We start from the raw sequence: 14,305 nt of genomic DNA, 5'->3' as shown, positions 1-14,305 counted from the left end.
GTCATCCTTCGCGACCGGGAACGGTGTCGCGATCGCAGGCATTGACCGCATCGGGTGCCTCGCCGGGGTAAGGCCCATTTCCCATGGCCATCGTATAGTTGGCCTCGATCGCATAAGCCTCGACCGGACCGGCAGGCGGCACCGTCGATTGCCACCAGAAGGTAAGCGGTTCGGCCTGTTCCCACTGGTCGCCGCCATCGCCTGCGCTGACGGTCCAGACCAATGCGCCATCGTCGCAGGTAATCACGACATCGGCCTTGGCGCCGATCGCGGCCATCGCCTCGTCCTTGGAGTAGCCGACCGCGCCTGTGAAGCCGATGGCCGGGCGCGTCATGCGAAAAGCCGTGGCGCGCTCGACATCGGAGGAATCCGCGCCTTCGCCGCTACCACTGTCGGGCTGGTTGTCCTCGCCCGGATAGACCACGTGGACATAGGTGTAGACCGTGCCCTCGGGCGCGGTCGCCGGGTCGCATTCGGCCATGCCCGCCGGGCAGGCGACATAACTACGCATATCGGCGAAATTACCTTCCGGATTGGACAGCGCGGCTTCCACTTCCGGCCCCTGTGGGCCGACGATCTTCGCACCCAGTGCAAGATCGAGAAAATCTACCGCCTCGATATTGCGCGCCAGCGCTTCAGCAGCGCCGTCGCTTTCGGCGGTTTCAAGATCGGTCGGTGGATCGTCCGCATCGGAACCGCAGGCGGCCAGCATCAGAGCGAGCGCCGGGGCGAGGGGGAGGGCGACCGAAATCCTGTTCATGAAAGCGCTTCCTTTACCAGCCCGCTGGCCTTGCTCATGTCCAGAGTAGCGCCGTGACGGCTCTTAAGTTCCCCCATCACGCGGCCCATGTCCTTCATGCCCTCGGCGTCGAGGTCGGCCTTGATCGCGGCGATCGCGGCGCGGGTCTCCTCCTCGCTCATCTGTTTGGGCAGGAATTCTTCGATCACGGCCAGTTCGGCCTTTTCCTTATCGGCCAGTTCCTGCCTGCCGCCGTCCTCGTACATCTCGATCGATTCGCGGCGCTGCTTCGCCATCTTGAGCAGCACGTCGGTGACCAATGCGTCGTCCTCGGGCTTGGTCTCCGCCGTGCGCAGTTCGATGTCGCGGTCCTTGATCTTGGCGCCGATCAGGCGCAGCGCGGCGGTGCGTTCCTTGTCCTTGGCCTTCATGGCGGTGACGGTTTCGGCCTGGATTTTTTCGCGCAGCATTGGGTTTCCCGGGTGGTTGGTGTCTGATTTCACCGGCTCATTTAGACCAGTGTGCCCATAAGCCAAGGGTTCCGCTTGACGGGACTCGTGCAGGTCCCTAGCGGCTGGGTCTTAGCACACATCGCTGGAAACCTTTTTATCCCGGAGCGCCCATGGCCCTGTCCGCATCTTCGCACGCGCAACCTAAAGATGCCACGGGAGTCCTCGTTCTGGGCGACGGCACGGTCATTTGGGGCAAGGGCTTCGGCGCCACCGGGTCCGCTGTGGGCGAAGTCTGCTTCAACACCGCGATGACCGGCTATCAGGAGGTAATGACCGATCCCTCCTATGAAAGTCAGATCGTCACCTTCACCTTCCCGCATATCGGCAATGTCGGCGCGAACGAGGAAGACCACGAAAGCCGCGGCCTCGGCGCAGTCGGCTGCGTCACGCGGCAGGAAGTGACCCCGCAGTCGAACTTCCGCGCGCAGAACGAATTCGTCGAATGGATGAAGGATCACGGCAAGATCGGCCTGTCGGGCGTCGATACGCGCGCGCTGACCCGCCGCATCCGTATTTCGGGCGCACCCAATGCGGTGATCGCGTACAGTCCGCGGGGTGAATTCGACCTCAAGGCGCTGAAAAAGCAGGCCGCCGAATGGAGCGGGCTCGAAGGGCTCGACCTCGTCCCCGGCGTGACGCGCGAGGCCCAAGAAGACTGGACCGGCGGCCACTGGCAACTCGGCTTCGGCTATACCAACGGCAGTGCGGAGAAGCCGCATGTCGTCGCGATCGATTACGGCGCGAAGGACAATATCTTCCGCAACCTCGTGAAGGCTGGGGCGAAGGTGACCGTGGTGCCTGCGCGGACCTCTTTCGACGAGATCATGGCACTGAAGCCCGATGGCGTGTTCCTCTCGAACGGTCCGGGCGATCCGGCGGCGACGGGCGAATACGCCGTTCCAGTGATCAAGGCGCTGCTGGACGCGGACGTGCCGCTGTTCGGCATTTGCCTCGGCCACCAGATGCTCGGCCTTGCGGCGGGTGCGAAGACCGCCAAGATGTTCCAGGGCCACCGCGGCGCCAACCACCCCGTCCAGCGCGTCGGGAGCGATTGGGGCGACAGCGAGGGCCTCGTCGAGATCACCAGCATGAACCACGGCTTCGCGGTCGACGCCGATACCTTGCCCGATGATGTGGAGCAGACCCACGTATCGCTGTTCGACGGCACCAATTGCGGCATTTCGATCAAGGGCAAGAAGGCCTTCGGCGTGCAATACCATCCCGAGGCAAGCCCCGGCCCGCAGGACAGCTTCTACCTGTTCGAGAAATTCGTGGGGATGTTGGGGTGAGTGTGGAGCAAGAGAGTCCCGCCACGAACCTGCTCGAGAAATCGATTAAGTATGTTGCCGTTTTTTCGGTTTTGGCCACTGGCTTTTCGTTTGCTTCGAACGTAATCCTATTTGCCAATTGGGGGCTTAGCTACTCAATTGTCGCTAGTCCATCGGATGTTATTATTGGTGCGCTCGAGGCCTTCGGAGTGCTTGGCCTACCGCTACTCGCGGTGCTGCTAGGCTACTCGCTTGGAAGATTCGCATTCGGTTGGATTTCGAAGCGCCTGCACGCCGCATTGTTGTTTACTTTGGGCGGCCTGTTTCTCATCACGACGCTTAAATCGAGTCCTTTCTACGATATCATGGCCCTCGTCGGTGCGTCTGAGCTTCAGCGACCATTGCTTACTACTTCTGGAATTTTCTTGGTCTCTTTGTCCATTAGTCCGACGCTCAGGCTTTATCGAGGCGACAAGACGGTAAGGGTGTTTTTCTCGTTTCTAGCCATCTTTTTAGCGTTGTCATTTTTCTCGTTCTCGTCAGCATTCCGCTCGGCCGAAATTACGATTTCACGAAGCAATTCTCCTACCCTGCCAAGCGAGGCATCAAACCGGTGCGATAGTATCGAGTATGTTGTTTGGGTGGGTACCGCTTCCATTCTTACTTCCTGCGAGGGCCCTCCATTCGATAGTGATGGAAGGTATTTTGTAATACCCAAAAGCGGGGTTGAGATGGCGGTTCGCTCCAATTCCAAGAGAAAAGATAATGCCCAAACGCACTGACATCTCCTCGATCCTCGTCATTGGCGCCGGGCCGATCATCATCGGCCAGGCGTGCGAGTTCGATTATTCCGGCACGCAGGCGATCAAGGCGCTGAAGGAGGAGGGCTACCGGGTCATCCTGGTCAACTCCAACCCCGCCACGATCATGACCGATCCGGAAATGGCCGACGCGACCTATGTGGAGCCGATCACGCCCGAGATCGTCGCCAAGATCATCGAGAAGGAACGCCCCGACGCGGTGCTGCCGACGATGGGCGGGCAGACGGCGCTGAATTGTGCGCTCTCGCTGTTCAACGACGGCACGCTGGAGAAGTTCGGCGTGAAGATGATCGGCGCGGATGCCGACGCCATCGACAAGGCCGAGAACCGCCAGCGCTTCCGTGAGGCGATGGACAAAATCGGCCTCGAAAGCGCGCGCAGCGGCGTGGCGAACACGGTGGACGAGGCCTTCGCCGTTCTCGAACGCACCGGCCTTCCCGCCATCATCCGTCCCAGCTTCACGCTGGGCGGGACGGGCGGCGGCATCGCCTACAACAAGGCAGAGTTCGACAAGATCGTGCGCGAGGGTCTCGATGCATCGCCCACCACCGAAGTCCTGATCGAGGAATCGCTCCTTGGCTGGAAGGAATATGAGATGGAGGTGGTGCGCGACCGCAAGGACAATTGCATCATCATCTGCTCGATCGAAAACGTCGATCCGATGGGCGTGCATACGGGCGATTCCATCACCGTCGCGCCGGCGCTGACGCTGACCGACAAGGAATACCAGATCATGCGCACCGCCAGCATTAATGTGCTGCGCGAAATCGGTGTGGAAACAGGCGGTTCGAACGTACAGTTCGCAGTCAATCCGAAGGATGGCCGCCTGATCGTGATCGAGATGAACCCGCGCGTTTCGCGGTCCTCGGCGCTCGCATCCAAGGCCACCGGCTTCCCCATCGCGCGCGTCGCGGCGAAGCTTGCCGTGGGCTACACGCTCGACGAGATCCAGAACGAGATCACCGGCGCAACTCCTGCATCGTTCGAACCGACCATCGATTACGTCGTCACCAAGATCCCGCGCTTCGCCTTCGAGAAGTTCAAGGGATCGAAGAACGAGCTGTCGACCGCGATGAAATCGGTTGGCGAGGTCATGGCGATCGGCCGCTGCTTCGCCGAATCGATGCAGAAGGCGTTGCGCGGCCTCGAAACCGGGCTCGACGGGTTCAACCGCATCACCGAATTCGAAGGCGTCAGCCGCGAGGTCATCACTGCCTCGCTCAGCAAGCGCACGCCCGACCGCATCCTCAAGATCGCCCAGGCCTTCCGCGAGGATTTCACGGTCGAGGAAGTGGCCAAGATCACCGGTTTCGACCCGTGGTTTCTGCGCCAGATCGAAGCGATCATCTATGAAGAAAAGATGATCGGCCACAACGGCCTGCCGCGCGATGCCGCCGAAATGCGCCGCCTCAAGGCGATGGGCTTTTCCGACAAGCGCCTTGCCACGCTGGCGGTGCGTTCGGTGGGTGTCGCGGGCGGTCTGGGCGAGACCCAGGCCAAGCGTTCGGGCCTGCTGCACGACGCATTGCGTGCCATGGCGGGCGCGACCAGCGAGCAGGAGGTGCGCGATCTGCGCCGCAAGCTCGGCGTCTATCCGGTCTACAAGCGCATCGACAGCTGCGCCGCCGAGTTCGAGGCGATCACGCCCTATATGTACTCGACCTACGAAGCGCCCAGCTTCGGCGAGCCCGAAGACGAGGCGATGCCCTCCGACCGCAAGAAGATCGTCATCCTCGGCGGCGGCCCGAACCGCATCGGGCAGGGGATCGAGTTCGACTATTGCTGCGTCCACGCCTGTTTCGCGCTGGCCGAGGCCGGGTTCGAGACGATCATGGTCAACTGCAACCCGGAAACTGTCTCGACCGATTACGATACGTCCGACCGCCTCTATTTCGAGCCGCTGACCGAAGAAGACGTGCTCGAAATCATGCGCGTCGAAATGTCGAGGGGTGAAGTCGTCGGCGTCATCGTCCAGTTCGGCGGGCAGACCCCGCTCAAGCTCGCCGCCGCGCTGGAACGCGAAGGCATCCCGATCCTCGGCACCAGCCCCGATGCGATCGATTTGGCCGAAGACCGCGAACGCTTCGCCAAGCTGGTCAACCAGCTCAAGCTGATGCAGCCGATGAACGGTATCGCCAAGAGCCGCGACGAGGCCGCCGCCGTGGCCGCGCGGATCGGCTATCCGGTGCTGCTGCGTCCGAGCTACGTGCTTGGCGGGCGGGCGATGGAAATCGTCGACAGTGAAGCCCAGCTCGATGATTACATCAACACGGCGGTCAACGTCTCGGGCGACAGCCCGGTGCTGGTCGACCAGTATCTGCGCGATGCGATCGAATGCGATGTCGATGTGGTCGCCGATGGCAACGAGGTGCGCATCGCGGGTGTGATGCAGCATATCGAGGAAGCCGGGGTCCATTCGGGCGACAGCGCCTGCACCCTGCCGCCTTACAGCCTTCCCGCCGACATCATCGAGGAAATGTCCCGTCAGGCGACCGAATTGGCCAAGGCGCTGGAGGTCCGCGGCCTGATGAACGTGCAGTTCGCGGTGAAGGAAGGCGAAGTGTATCTGATCGAGGTGAACCCGCGCGCCAGCCGCACGGTGCCCTTTGTCGCCAAGGCCATCGGTCGGCCCATCGCCAAGGTCGCCGCGCGCGTCATGGCGGGTGAGGAACTGCACACTTTCGAGCCCTTCGATCTCACTCCCGATCACATGGCGGTGAAAGAGGCGGTCTTCCCCTTTGCGCGCTTCCCGGGGGCCGATCCGATCCTGTCGCCCGAGATGAAATCGACCGGCGAAGTCATGGGCATCGACCGCAGCTTTGCGCCGGCCTTCCTGAAGTCGCAGCTTGGCGCGGGGATGAAACCGCCGCAATCGGGGACGCTGTTCGTTTCGGTCAAGGATACCGACAAGCCGCTGATCGTGCCCGCAGTTCGGACACTGCTCGACAAGGGCTTCCGGGTCATCGCCACCGGGGGCACGCAGACCTATCTTGCCGAGCAGGGTCTGGCGGTCGAGCCGGTCAACAAGGTTGCTGAAGGCCGCCCGCATATCGTCGATGCGATTATCGATGGTGAGGTGCAGTTGATCTTCAACACGACTGAGGGCTGGCAGTCGCTGCTCGACAGCAAATCCATCCGCGAGGCGGCGCTTGAAAAGAAGCTGCCTTATTACACCACGGCGGCGGCCTCGCTCGCGGTTGCGCAGGCCGTGGCCGAGGTTTCACCCGATCAGCTTGAAGTGCGTTCGTTGCAAGACTATTATAGCTAACGAAGAACACGCGCTTATCCCTCCCGACATTCGTATCGATCGGCTTCCGCAATCCGGCGGGCCGGGTCCGAATTGTCCCGGAAGGCGCCGAACAGGAAGGACAAAAGGGGTCCGATGGAAAAAGTGCCGATGCTGGCCGAGGGCTATGAAAAGCTCACGGCGGACCTGAAAACCTTGCGTGCCGAACGCCCGAAGATCGTCGATGCGATCGAGGAAGCGCGCGCGCATGGCGATCTGTCTGAAAACGCCGAATACCACGCCGCCAAGGAACGTCAGGGCCAGGTGGAGGCGATGATCGGCGAGCTGGAAGACAAGATCAGCCGCGCCCAGATCATCGACCCGACGACGCTGTCGGGCGACAAGGTGATCTTCGGCGCTACGGTCACTCTGCTCGACGAAGACGACAAACCGGTGAGATACCAGATTGTCGGGCAGACCGAAGCCGATGCCGCGAAGGGACGCATCAGTTACAATTCGCCCCTCGGACGGGCGTTGATCGGCAAACAGCTCGAAGAAGAGGTGGAAGTGACCGTTCCGTCCGGAGACAAGTTCTACCTGATCGACAAGATCGAGTTCATCTGAGCCGCTTTTCCATCGCCCAGTTGTGGATCGGGACATCCCGACCCTCGTGGGCGATGGTGAATTCGCGTTTTTTCGTCACGACATAACCTGCTCGCTCGAAAGCGGGGCGGGCGAGATCGCTCGCCTCGGTATAGAGCCGCTCTACGCCGTGTGCCTGTGCATAGATTTCCGCGCGCGCGAGCAATTGCGTCGCCAGACCGCGCCGCGTGTGGTCGGGGTGGTTGTAGAGATGGTCGAGATGACCGTCGGGCTCGATCAAGACATAAGCGACCGGGCGGTCGTCCGCGCCTGTGGCTACGAAGATCACATGACCTTCCGCCACACGCTCCCGGTACCGTCCGGCACCGGGATGTCGCGCGCTCCAGGCAGCGACCTGCTCGGGTGAGTAAGCGTGCGGGCCAATGGCGGCAATCGCCGCGGCGATCACCTCGGCCAACGCCTCGGCGTCATCGTCCCGATATGGCCTTATGGAATAGGCCATGGGCCAGTTCAGGCGCCGGGGTCGAGCAGCTTGTGCAGGTGGACAATGACATATTTCATTTCGGCATCGTCGACCGTGCGCTGGGCATTCGAGCGCCAGGCATCGACGGCAGCATCGTAGCTGCTGAACACGCCGGCGACGTGAAGGCTCTCAGGATCGGCGAAGGTGACGCTGCGCGGGTCTGCGACACGGCCGCCCATGACCAGATAGAGCGTCTGCTTGCTCTCGGTTTCTTCCATCGGATTATCTTTCTCTAGGGAGGAATGAATCGTTGCGCGCCATAGCGAAAGCGGCGCGACAGGCAACCCCGTCGCGCCGCTACGGCATGCTACCGAATTATGATTTTCAGTGAGCGATGCGGGTCCGCAACGCGCGATAGGCACGGCTGCCCTTGCGGCTTGCTTTGCGGCTCGAGCTGCGCAGGGCATCACCGGCGACATCGAGCTTATAGGCCGTATCGCGGCGCAGACCACGAGCGGCGGTCGCCGCGCTGTCTCCGAGATCTTCCACCCGGTCGCCTGCATATTGAGCGCCATCGACGACGCCATCGATCATTCGCGCGCCGTAGGCGAGGGCGGCATCTGCGGCGAGACCGGCCCAAATACTCCCGCGTCGACCGAGTCTGCGGCCCGGGCGTGTCATGGCGCCAATCGCAAGCCCGGCGACGAGTACGCCGCCGACGACAGCGAATGGGTGTTTCTTGGTGAATTCGATCGCGCTGTCGGCAACGTCTTTCGCCTGATCGGCCAGGCTGCGCTCCTCGTTGCGCTTTTCCCCGGACTCGATGCGAGCGCGCAATTGTTCGCGCTTCTGCTCATCGCTCAATTTGCTGTCGGCGCTGATAGGGGTGACATTGTCTTTGGCCGTGTCTGCCATGATATTTCTCCGCAATGCGTGTTCGTCGGAATAATGGTTGGAAGGGCGCTAATGTTCCGGATTTTCGGTAGCGGCGTCATCCCCTTCATCGGGGTCCCGTCCGAACAGTTCCATGATTGGATTGCGTGCGAACCAGACGAATATCGCCGCAATCAGAGCTGCCAGAGCACCTTTGTTGTCCTCGGCCATATCGGCCGCTTCTTCGTAGAGATCGGTGGCACCTTCTTTCACGCGCTCGATAGCGCGTTCTCCCAACCCTTTATGGGCGAAGTCGCATTTGAGATGCTCGATATCGGCTTCGACCAATGCGCGAGCGGAATCGCGCATATACTTGTCTTCCAGCATTCGGATCCGCCGATCGCTCATTCGGCTTCCTTCTCTTCGAATGCGTCCCGGATATCGTCGAGGCGCCCCTTCAGCAGTCGCAAGAGCAATACCCCGCCCGCAATCAGCGCGAGCGTTACGATGGCGGTCGCGCCCCAAGGTCCGACGATGGGCGCGAGCGCGATGACGAGCCCAACCGTGGCCGCAATCAGTGCGAGGTGAAAAACGCCGAAAGCGCCAAGCCCGAAGGCGAGGGCACCCTTGAACCGGTTCCCGATATAGCCCGCGCGGCTTTTCTGGAAACGCAGCTCCGCTTCGGCATAGGTCTTCCCATCCTCGATCAGCGCGAGAACATCGTCGGTCAAGGAAAACTGCCGACCGCCTTCATCCTCCTCATCGGGGGACTCGTGCTCGTCGGGCAAATCGAGCGGGCCGGAATACTCATCGACCCGCTCGTCGTTATCGTCTCGCATTCAAACCCCCGTCATCGCTCGCTCAACGCGAGCCGCGGAATAGACGCGAAAGCATGAAGCCGACAATGGCTGCGATCCCGAGTGCCTTGCCGGGGCTCTTGCGGACGAATTCGCGACCGTCCTCCACGAGATCGTCGACGCTCTTCTCGTCGAGTTTGGCGGCGTATCCGTCCAGGGATTTGGAGGCGCTGCGTGCATAATCGCCATATTTCGCGCCAAGCTTCTCGTCGACCTGATGGGCGTTCTCGTCGACCAGTCTGCTGAGCGAGCGGAGGCCTTCACCGGCCTTGAGCTTGCCTTCGGTCGCAAGTTCACGGCCCTTCACCTTCGCTTCTTCGCCATAGGCTTTGGCTTCGGCCGCCAGATCGTCGCCCTTATGCTTGGCTTGATCGCGGTAGGCGGTGGCGCGGTCGCGGCCTTCTGCCTTGAGCGCGGCAGCACCGGCCTTTGCTTCTTCAAGAGCCGCGTTGAAGCGGGATTTCGCTTCGGCGCGGTTGTCGGTGGGCGGGGTTTGGGGTGCTGTATCGGTCACGGGGGTCATCTCCTTCGCTGCGCCCTTCTTCGCCACGGTCTTGCGCGGCGCCTCGGCGCTTGTGGATTTCGAGGCTGCGGGTTTCTTGCTGGCAGGAGTTTTGCGCTTCTTGGGCGCGTTGCCTGCGGTGGTTTCTGCCATGATAGTCGTCCTTGCCCTCAATTCATATTCGTTCGGCGAAATGGCCTTCGATGTTGCAACGCAACTTGCGCGCCAATGTTCCGGCGAATAGAGCGCTGCCAACTCCCCATCTGGGGGTGTTTTAGACGATTACAACACCTTTACCCCGGAGCACCAGCACCCATGACCGCGATCATAGACATCCACGCCCGCGAAATCCTTGATTCAAGGGGCAATCCCACGGTCGAGGTCGATGTGCTACTCGACGATGGAAGCTTCGGTCGCGCGGCGGTTCCCAGCGGCGCATCCACCGGCGCGCACGAGGCAGTGGAACTGCGCGACGGGGACAAGGGTCGCTATCTGGGCAAGGGTGTGATCAAGGCTGTCGAAGCGGTCAACTCCGAGATCCGCGACATGCTGGTGGGCGCTTTCGATGCCGAAGATCAGCGCGACATCGATCTTTCGATGATCGCACTCGACGGAACGCCCAATAAGGGCCGGATCGGCGCCAATGCCATTCTCGGGACCAGCATGGCAGTGGCCAAGGCGGCGGCCAATGCGCGCGGCCTCCCGCTCTACAGCTATATCGGGGGCGTTTCGGCCCATGTGCTTCCTGTTCCGATGATGAACATCATCAATGGCGGCGAGCATGCCGACAATCCGATCGATATTCAGGAATTCATGGTCATGCCGGTCGGCGCGGACAGTCTCGCCGAAGCAGTGCGCTGGGGTGCGGAGGTGTTTCACACGCTCAAGAAGAAGCTGCACGACAAGGGTCTGGCGACTTCGGTCGGTGATGAAGGCGGCTTTGCCCCCGACCTCGCCAGTACGCGCGACGCGCTTGATTTCATCATGGCCTCGATCGAGCAGGCCGGTTTCAAGCCGGGCGAGGACATCGCGCTTGCGCTCGACTGCGCATCGACCGAGTTCTTCAAGGACGGCAAATACGAGATCTCCGGCGAAAACCTTTCGCTCAGTGGTGACGAAATGGCCGAATATCTGGACAGGCTTTGCCGCGACTATCCGATCCGTTCGATCGAGGATGGCATGGCCGAAGACGATTTCGAAGGCTGGAAGGCGCTGACCGACCGGATCGGAAACACCGTCCAACTGGTCGGCGACGACTTGTTCGTGACCAACCCTCAGCGCCTGCGCGAAGGGATCGACCAGGGTCTTGCCAATTCGCTGCTGGTAAAGGTCAACCAGATCGGCACCCTGTCGGAAACGCTCGACGCGGTCAGCATCGCCAATCGCGCAGGCTATACCGCCGTGATGTCGCATCGGTCGGGGGAAACCGAAGATGCGACGATCGCCGATCTGGCAGTCGCCACCAATTGCGGTCAGATCAAAACCGGTAGCCTGGCGCGCTCGGATCGACTCGCCAAGTACAACCAGCTCATCCGTATCGAGGAAGAGCTGGGCGACAGCGCACATTATGCCGGTCGCCATTGTTTCGGACGTATCGGAGCTTGAAGCGGAGGTCCCCGTGTAGACGGGGACTTCGGCCAACTTGGCTCAACGGTCTGAAACGTCCGCCTTTACCGACGATCAGCTTCGGTTCTTCGGGTGGAACCAATATTGCCATACGCCCCAGGCGTTGATCAGCAGCAGCACGCCGTTCATTGCTGCCAGCGGCATCGCGTCTTCGGTCAGGCCAATATAGATCCACAGCGCCGAGACGACGCAGAACAGAACAAAACCCCAGGCGGTTGCGCGGCGCCCCAGATCGAAGGCGATCATCGAGGCGGCAATAACCGCCCCGATCGATGCGACCCATTCGAAAGGGCCGTTCATGGTAATGTCCCCTGCATGATGGGCATGACGCGCGGCGCCGCTTTGCGTTCCGGGAACCGCTTTACAAAAGACCGATGAGGGCAAAGGGGGGTTTTCGGGCAGGGCCGACAAAGGGCGATCCACCCTCGCGACACGCGGCCGGCGAGCTTATCCCGTCCGGCTTGACGACCGTGCTCCCCCTCTATGGATTGATCATCAGCGCGGCGATTTCGACCATGGCCTCAGGCGGCGAAGCGCGTCTGCAGATCGAGCAGGGTCATGGCCGCCTTGGCCGCTTCGCCACCCTTGTCCTTCTGTGCCGGATCGGCACGAACCAGCGCCTGTTCCTCGTTTTCGACCGTCAGGATGCCATTGCCGATAGCCATGCCGTCCATGGTCAGCGCCATGATCCCGCGCGCGCTTTCGCCCGCGACGATTTCGAAGTGATAGGTCTCCCCGCGGATGACCACACCGATGCCGACATAGCCATCATACTGCCCACTTTCTGAAGCCAGGGCGATCGCTCCGGGCACTTCGAGCGCGCCCGGCACGGTCAGCACTTCGACCTCGTGCCCTTCCGCCTCGAGAGCGGCGCGGGCACCCGCGACGAGCATATCGTTGAGATGGTCGTAGAAACGGGCTTCGACGATCAGGAAACGGGCCATGCGTGTCACTCCGGGATAGGTTTATGATCGACGATGTTGAGGCCATAGCCTTCGATCGCCACGACATTGGGTTGCGAATTGCTGAGCAGGATCATGTCCTCGATACCGAGATCGGCAAGGATCTGCGAACCGATGCCGACGTTTCGCTGAGCATCGCTCTCGCTATAGCCCCGGTTCGACGCCGGTCGTCCGGTAATCAGCACGATCACACCGGCTCCGTGCTCGCCGACCGCATGCATGGAGCGCTGAAGCGTGCGCTTGCGCGGCCCCGGCCTGCCGAGCACGTCTTCGAAGATCGAAATCGGATGCACGCGGGCGAGGGTGGGCTGCCCCTCGACGACATGGCCCTTCTGCAGGACGTAGCTTTCGCTGCCGTCGACGGTGTTGCGATAGGTCAGCAGGCGCCATTCGCCGCCATAATCGGATTCGAAACTGTCTTCGCCGACGCGTTCGACCAGATGATCGTGGCGCATACGGTATTCGATAAGGTCGCGGATCGTGCCGATCTTCATATCGTGCTTGCGCGCAAAGCCGATCAGATCGTCGAGGCGCGCCATGGTGCCATCCTCGTTCATGATCTCGCAGATGACACCCGAGGGGTTGAGACCTGCTAGGCGCGAAATGTCGACGGCAGCCTCGGTGTGGCCCGCACGGACCAGCACACCGCCATCACGCGCAGCGAGGGGGAAGACATGGCCGGGCGTCACGATGTCGTCCGGCCCCTTGGTCGCATCGATCGCCACGCAAACGGTGCGTGCGCGGTCGGCCGCGCTGATCCCCGTGGTGACGCCTTCTTTCGCCTCGATCGAAGTGGTGAAGGCGGTCTGCATGCTTTCGCGGTTGTCGCGGCTCATCGGCTCGAGGCCGAGCGCCTCGACACGTTTGCGATCGAGTGAGAGGCAGATCAGGCCGCGGCCATGTGTCGCCATGAAATTGATTGCGCTGGGCGTCGCCATCTGGGCGGGAATGATAAGGTCGCCTTCGTTTTCGCGGTCCTCGTCATCGACGAGGATGTACATCCGGCCGTTGCGCGCCTCGTCAATGATTTCCTCGGCGCTCACAATGACCGGCGTATCGTCATTGGCTTCGAGAAAGGCTTCGAGCTTGGTGAGGGTTTCGGCGGTGGGATTCCAGCTTTCCTCGTTGCAATCGCGCAGCGTATTAGCATGAAGGCCCGCTGCACGGGCAAGGCCGGCACGGGTCATCAGCCCTTGCGAAACAAGTGTGCGAACTTTTTCGATCGTATCCATGCAGCATTGGCTATCACATCAAAATGTGATTGCCAATGCTGCATATCACATTGCGTGTGACGTGAATACATGTCGCCTGCGAGGAGACGAATGTACGGGATTGGGGGAGGGATTGGTGGACGCACTAGGGCTCGAACCTAGGACCCGCTGATTAAGAGTCAGCTGCTCTACCAACTGAGCTATGCGTCCACACTGCGGCATGCCGCGACCTCGTGGAAGGAGGCGTTCCCGACTCGGGAGGCGCTCATATAGCGGGCTCTTTCGAGATGAAAAGCCCTAAATGACCGATCGGGTCGGATACAGCTTGCGTAGATGCGGCATGGCGGCTTTCCGCACCCTCAGCGTTGCGCCGAAAGGGTCGGATGGATTGTCCCCAATGGCAACGAGGCGGTCGGATTCAAGCTTGCGTGCGGCGGCAAAAGCGGCGCGCAAAGGCAGGCCGGTCGGCTGCGGCAGATCCCAGATCGTTATCGGCGTACCTTGTTGGTTGGCGTGCCAAACTTCGAGCAGAACCCTGTTGCGGGCCTCGTGGGCGACCGTGTCGGCCACATCGCTGCGATTGGAATCGAGTTCGTCGCCGGCTCGTCGCCGGGGCTTCTCGGGGGTCATAAGTGAGTGCGT

General features: G+C 61.4%; 17 protein-coding genes and 1 tRNA gene. 5 read left to right on the top strand and 13 right to left on the bottom strand.

The features are described 5' to 3' along the window. Position 1: 1 nt before the first annotated feature. Both MUY37_RS08690 and MUY37_RS08685 read right to left on the bottom strand, forming a co-directional pair. A complete protein-coding gene (locus MUY37_RS08690; protein ID WP_499194945.1) occupies positions 2-760 on the bottom strand; it encodes a hypothetical protein in 759 nt (252 codons plus the stop codon). Next, positions 757-1,209: a GatB/YqeY domain-containing protein gene (locus tag MUY37_RS08685; RefSeq protein WP_499194944.1), complete on the bottom strand. Its 453-nt coding sequence runs from the start codon at positions 1,207-1,209 to the stop codon at positions 757-759. The genes MUY37_RS08690 and MUY37_RS08685 overlap by 4 nt, the downstream gene beginning before the upstream one ends. A gap of 152 nt (positions 1,210-1,361) precedes the next feature. Between MUY37_RS08685 and carA the strand changes: the two genes are divergently transcribed. The 4 genes from carA to greA all read left to right on the top strand — a co-directional run bounded on the left by carA (position 1,362) and on the right by greA (position 7,190). Further along, the gene (gene carA / locus MUY37_RS08680; RefSeq protein WP_499194943.1) at positions 1,362-2,540 is read left to right on the top strand and encodes a glutamine-hydrolyzing carbamoyl-phosphate synthase small subunit; all 1,179 of its coding nucleotides are present in this window, start codon (positions 1,362-1,364) and stop codon (positions 2,538-2,540) included. Continuing rightward, the gene (locus MUY37_RS08675) at positions 2,537-3,301 is read left to right on the top strand and encodes a hypothetical protein (RefSeq protein WP_499194942.1); all 765 of its coding nucleotides are present in this window, start codon (positions 2,537-2,539) and stop codon (positions 3,299-3,301) included. The genes carA and MUY37_RS08675 overlap by 4 nt, the downstream gene beginning before the upstream one ends. Continuing rightward, entirely contained in the window at positions 3,285-6,608 is a 3,324-nt protein-coding gene (gene carB, locus MUY37_RS08670) for a carbamoyl-phosphate synthase large subunit (protein ID WP_499194941.1), read from the top strand. Before MUY37_RS08675 ends, carB begins: the two co-directional genes overlap by 17 nt. 114 nt (positions 6,609-6,722) lie before the next feature. After that, on the top strand, positions 6,723-7,190 hold the full coding sequence (greA, locus tag MUY37_RS08665) for a transcription elongation factor GreA (RefSeq protein ID WP_499194940.1): 468 nt from the start codon (positions 6,723-6,725) through the stop codon (positions 7,188-7,190). On the opposite strand, the gene MUY37_RS08660 is transcribed toward greA, so the two are convergent. The 6 genes from MUY37_RS08660 to MUY37_RS08635 form a co-directional block, all read right to left on the bottom strand. After that, a complete protein-coding gene (locus MUY37_RS08660; protein ID WP_499194939.1) occupies positions 7,183-7,671 on the bottom strand; it encodes a GNAT family N-acetyltransferase in 489 nt (162 codons plus the stop codon). The genes greA and MUY37_RS08660 overlap by 8 nt on opposite strands. An 8-nt stretch (positions 7,672-7,679) precedes the next feature. Then, positions 7,680-7,910 carry a DUF4170 domain-containing protein gene (locus tag MUY37_RS08655; RefSeq protein WP_499194938.1) on the bottom strand — a complete coding sequence of 77 codons (231 nt, stop codon included), beginning with the start codon at positions 7,908-7,910 and terminating at the stop codon, positions 7,680-7,682. Between the two features lie 106 nt (positions 7,911-8,016). Then, positions 8,017-8,547 carry a hypothetical protein gene (locus tag MUY37_RS08650; protein ID WP_499194937.1) on the bottom strand — a complete coding sequence of 177 codons (531 nt, stop codon included), beginning with the start codon at positions 8,545-8,547 and terminating at the stop codon, positions 8,017-8,019. Between the two features lie 48 nt (positions 8,548-8,595). Continuing rightward, positions 8,596-8,913: a hypothetical protein gene (locus tag MUY37_RS08645; protein ID WP_499194936.1), complete on the bottom strand. Its 318-nt coding sequence runs from the start codon at positions 8,911-8,913 to the stop codon at positions 8,596-8,598. Beyond that, positions 8,910-9,344: a phage holin family protein gene (locus MUY37_RS08640; protein WP_499194935.1), complete on the bottom strand. Its 435-nt coding sequence runs from the start codon at positions 9,342-9,344 to the stop codon at positions 8,910-8,912. Before MUY37_RS08640 ends, MUY37_RS08645 begins: the two co-directional genes overlap by 4 nt. A 22-nt stretch (positions 9,345-9,366) precedes the next feature. Next, the gene (locus tag MUY37_RS08635; RefSeq protein ID WP_499194934.1) at positions 9,367-10,017 is read right to left on the bottom strand and encodes a hypothetical protein; all 651 of its coding nucleotides are present in this window, start codon (positions 10,015-10,017) and stop codon (positions 9,367-9,369) included. 162 nt (positions 10,018-10,179) lie between these two features. Between MUY37_RS08635 and eno the strand changes: the two genes are divergently transcribed. Continuing rightward, the gene (gene eno / locus MUY37_RS08630; protein WP_499194933.1) at positions 10,180-11,469 is read left to right on the top strand and encodes a phosphopyruvate hydratase; all 1,290 of its coding nucleotides are present in this window, start codon (positions 10,180-10,182) and stop codon (positions 11,467-11,469) included. A gap of 75 nt (positions 11,470-11,544) precedes the next feature. Here eno and MUY37_RS08625 read toward each other — a convergent pair whose 3' ends face one another. The 5 genes from MUY37_RS08625 to MUY37_RS08605 all read right to left on the bottom strand — a co-directional run bounded on the left by MUY37_RS08625 (position 11,545) and on the right by MUY37_RS08605 (position 14,233). Continuing rightward, the gene (locus tag MUY37_RS08625) at positions 11,545-11,790 is read right to left on the bottom strand and encodes a hypothetical protein (protein ID WP_499194932.1); all 246 of its coding nucleotides are present in this window, start codon (positions 11,788-11,790) and stop codon (positions 11,545-11,547) included. A 221-nt stretch (positions 11,791-12,011) separates the two neighbouring features. Continuing rightward, positions 12,012-12,434: a 6,7-dimethyl-8-ribityllumazine synthase gene (gene ribH, locus MUY37_RS08620; RefSeq protein WP_499194931.1), complete on the bottom strand. Its 423-nt coding sequence runs from the start codon at positions 12,432-12,434 to the stop codon at positions 12,012-12,014. Between the two features lie 5 nt (positions 12,435-12,439). After that, positions 12,440-13,684, bottom strand: coding sequence for a 3,4-dihydroxy-2-butanone-4-phosphate synthase (ribB, locus tag MUY37_RS08615; protein ID WP_499194930.1), 1,245 nt, complete (start codon positions 13,682-13,684; stop codon positions 12,440-12,442). Positions 13,685-13,797: 113 nt separating this feature from the next. Next, a tRNA-Lys gene (locus MUY37_RS08610) sits at positions 13,798-13,873 on the bottom strand. Between the two features lie 87 nt (positions 13,874-13,960). Next, complete coding sequence (locus tag MUY37_RS08605) at positions 13,961-14,233, bottom strand: hypothetical protein (protein WP_499194929.1); 273 nt, start codon at positions 14,231-14,233, stop codon at positions 13,961-13,963. Positions 14,234-14,305: the final 72 nt, after the last annotated feature.

Origin of the sequence: Qipengyuania sp. ABI-127-1 (assembly GCA_022953095.1) — a bacterium.
Lineage (GTDB): Bacteria > Pseudomonadota > Alphaproteobacteria > Sphingomonadales > Sphingomonadaceae > Qipengyuania.
Note: the sequence above shows the minus strand (reverse complement) of the source record. Positions and strands in the feature narration are given on the sequence as shown.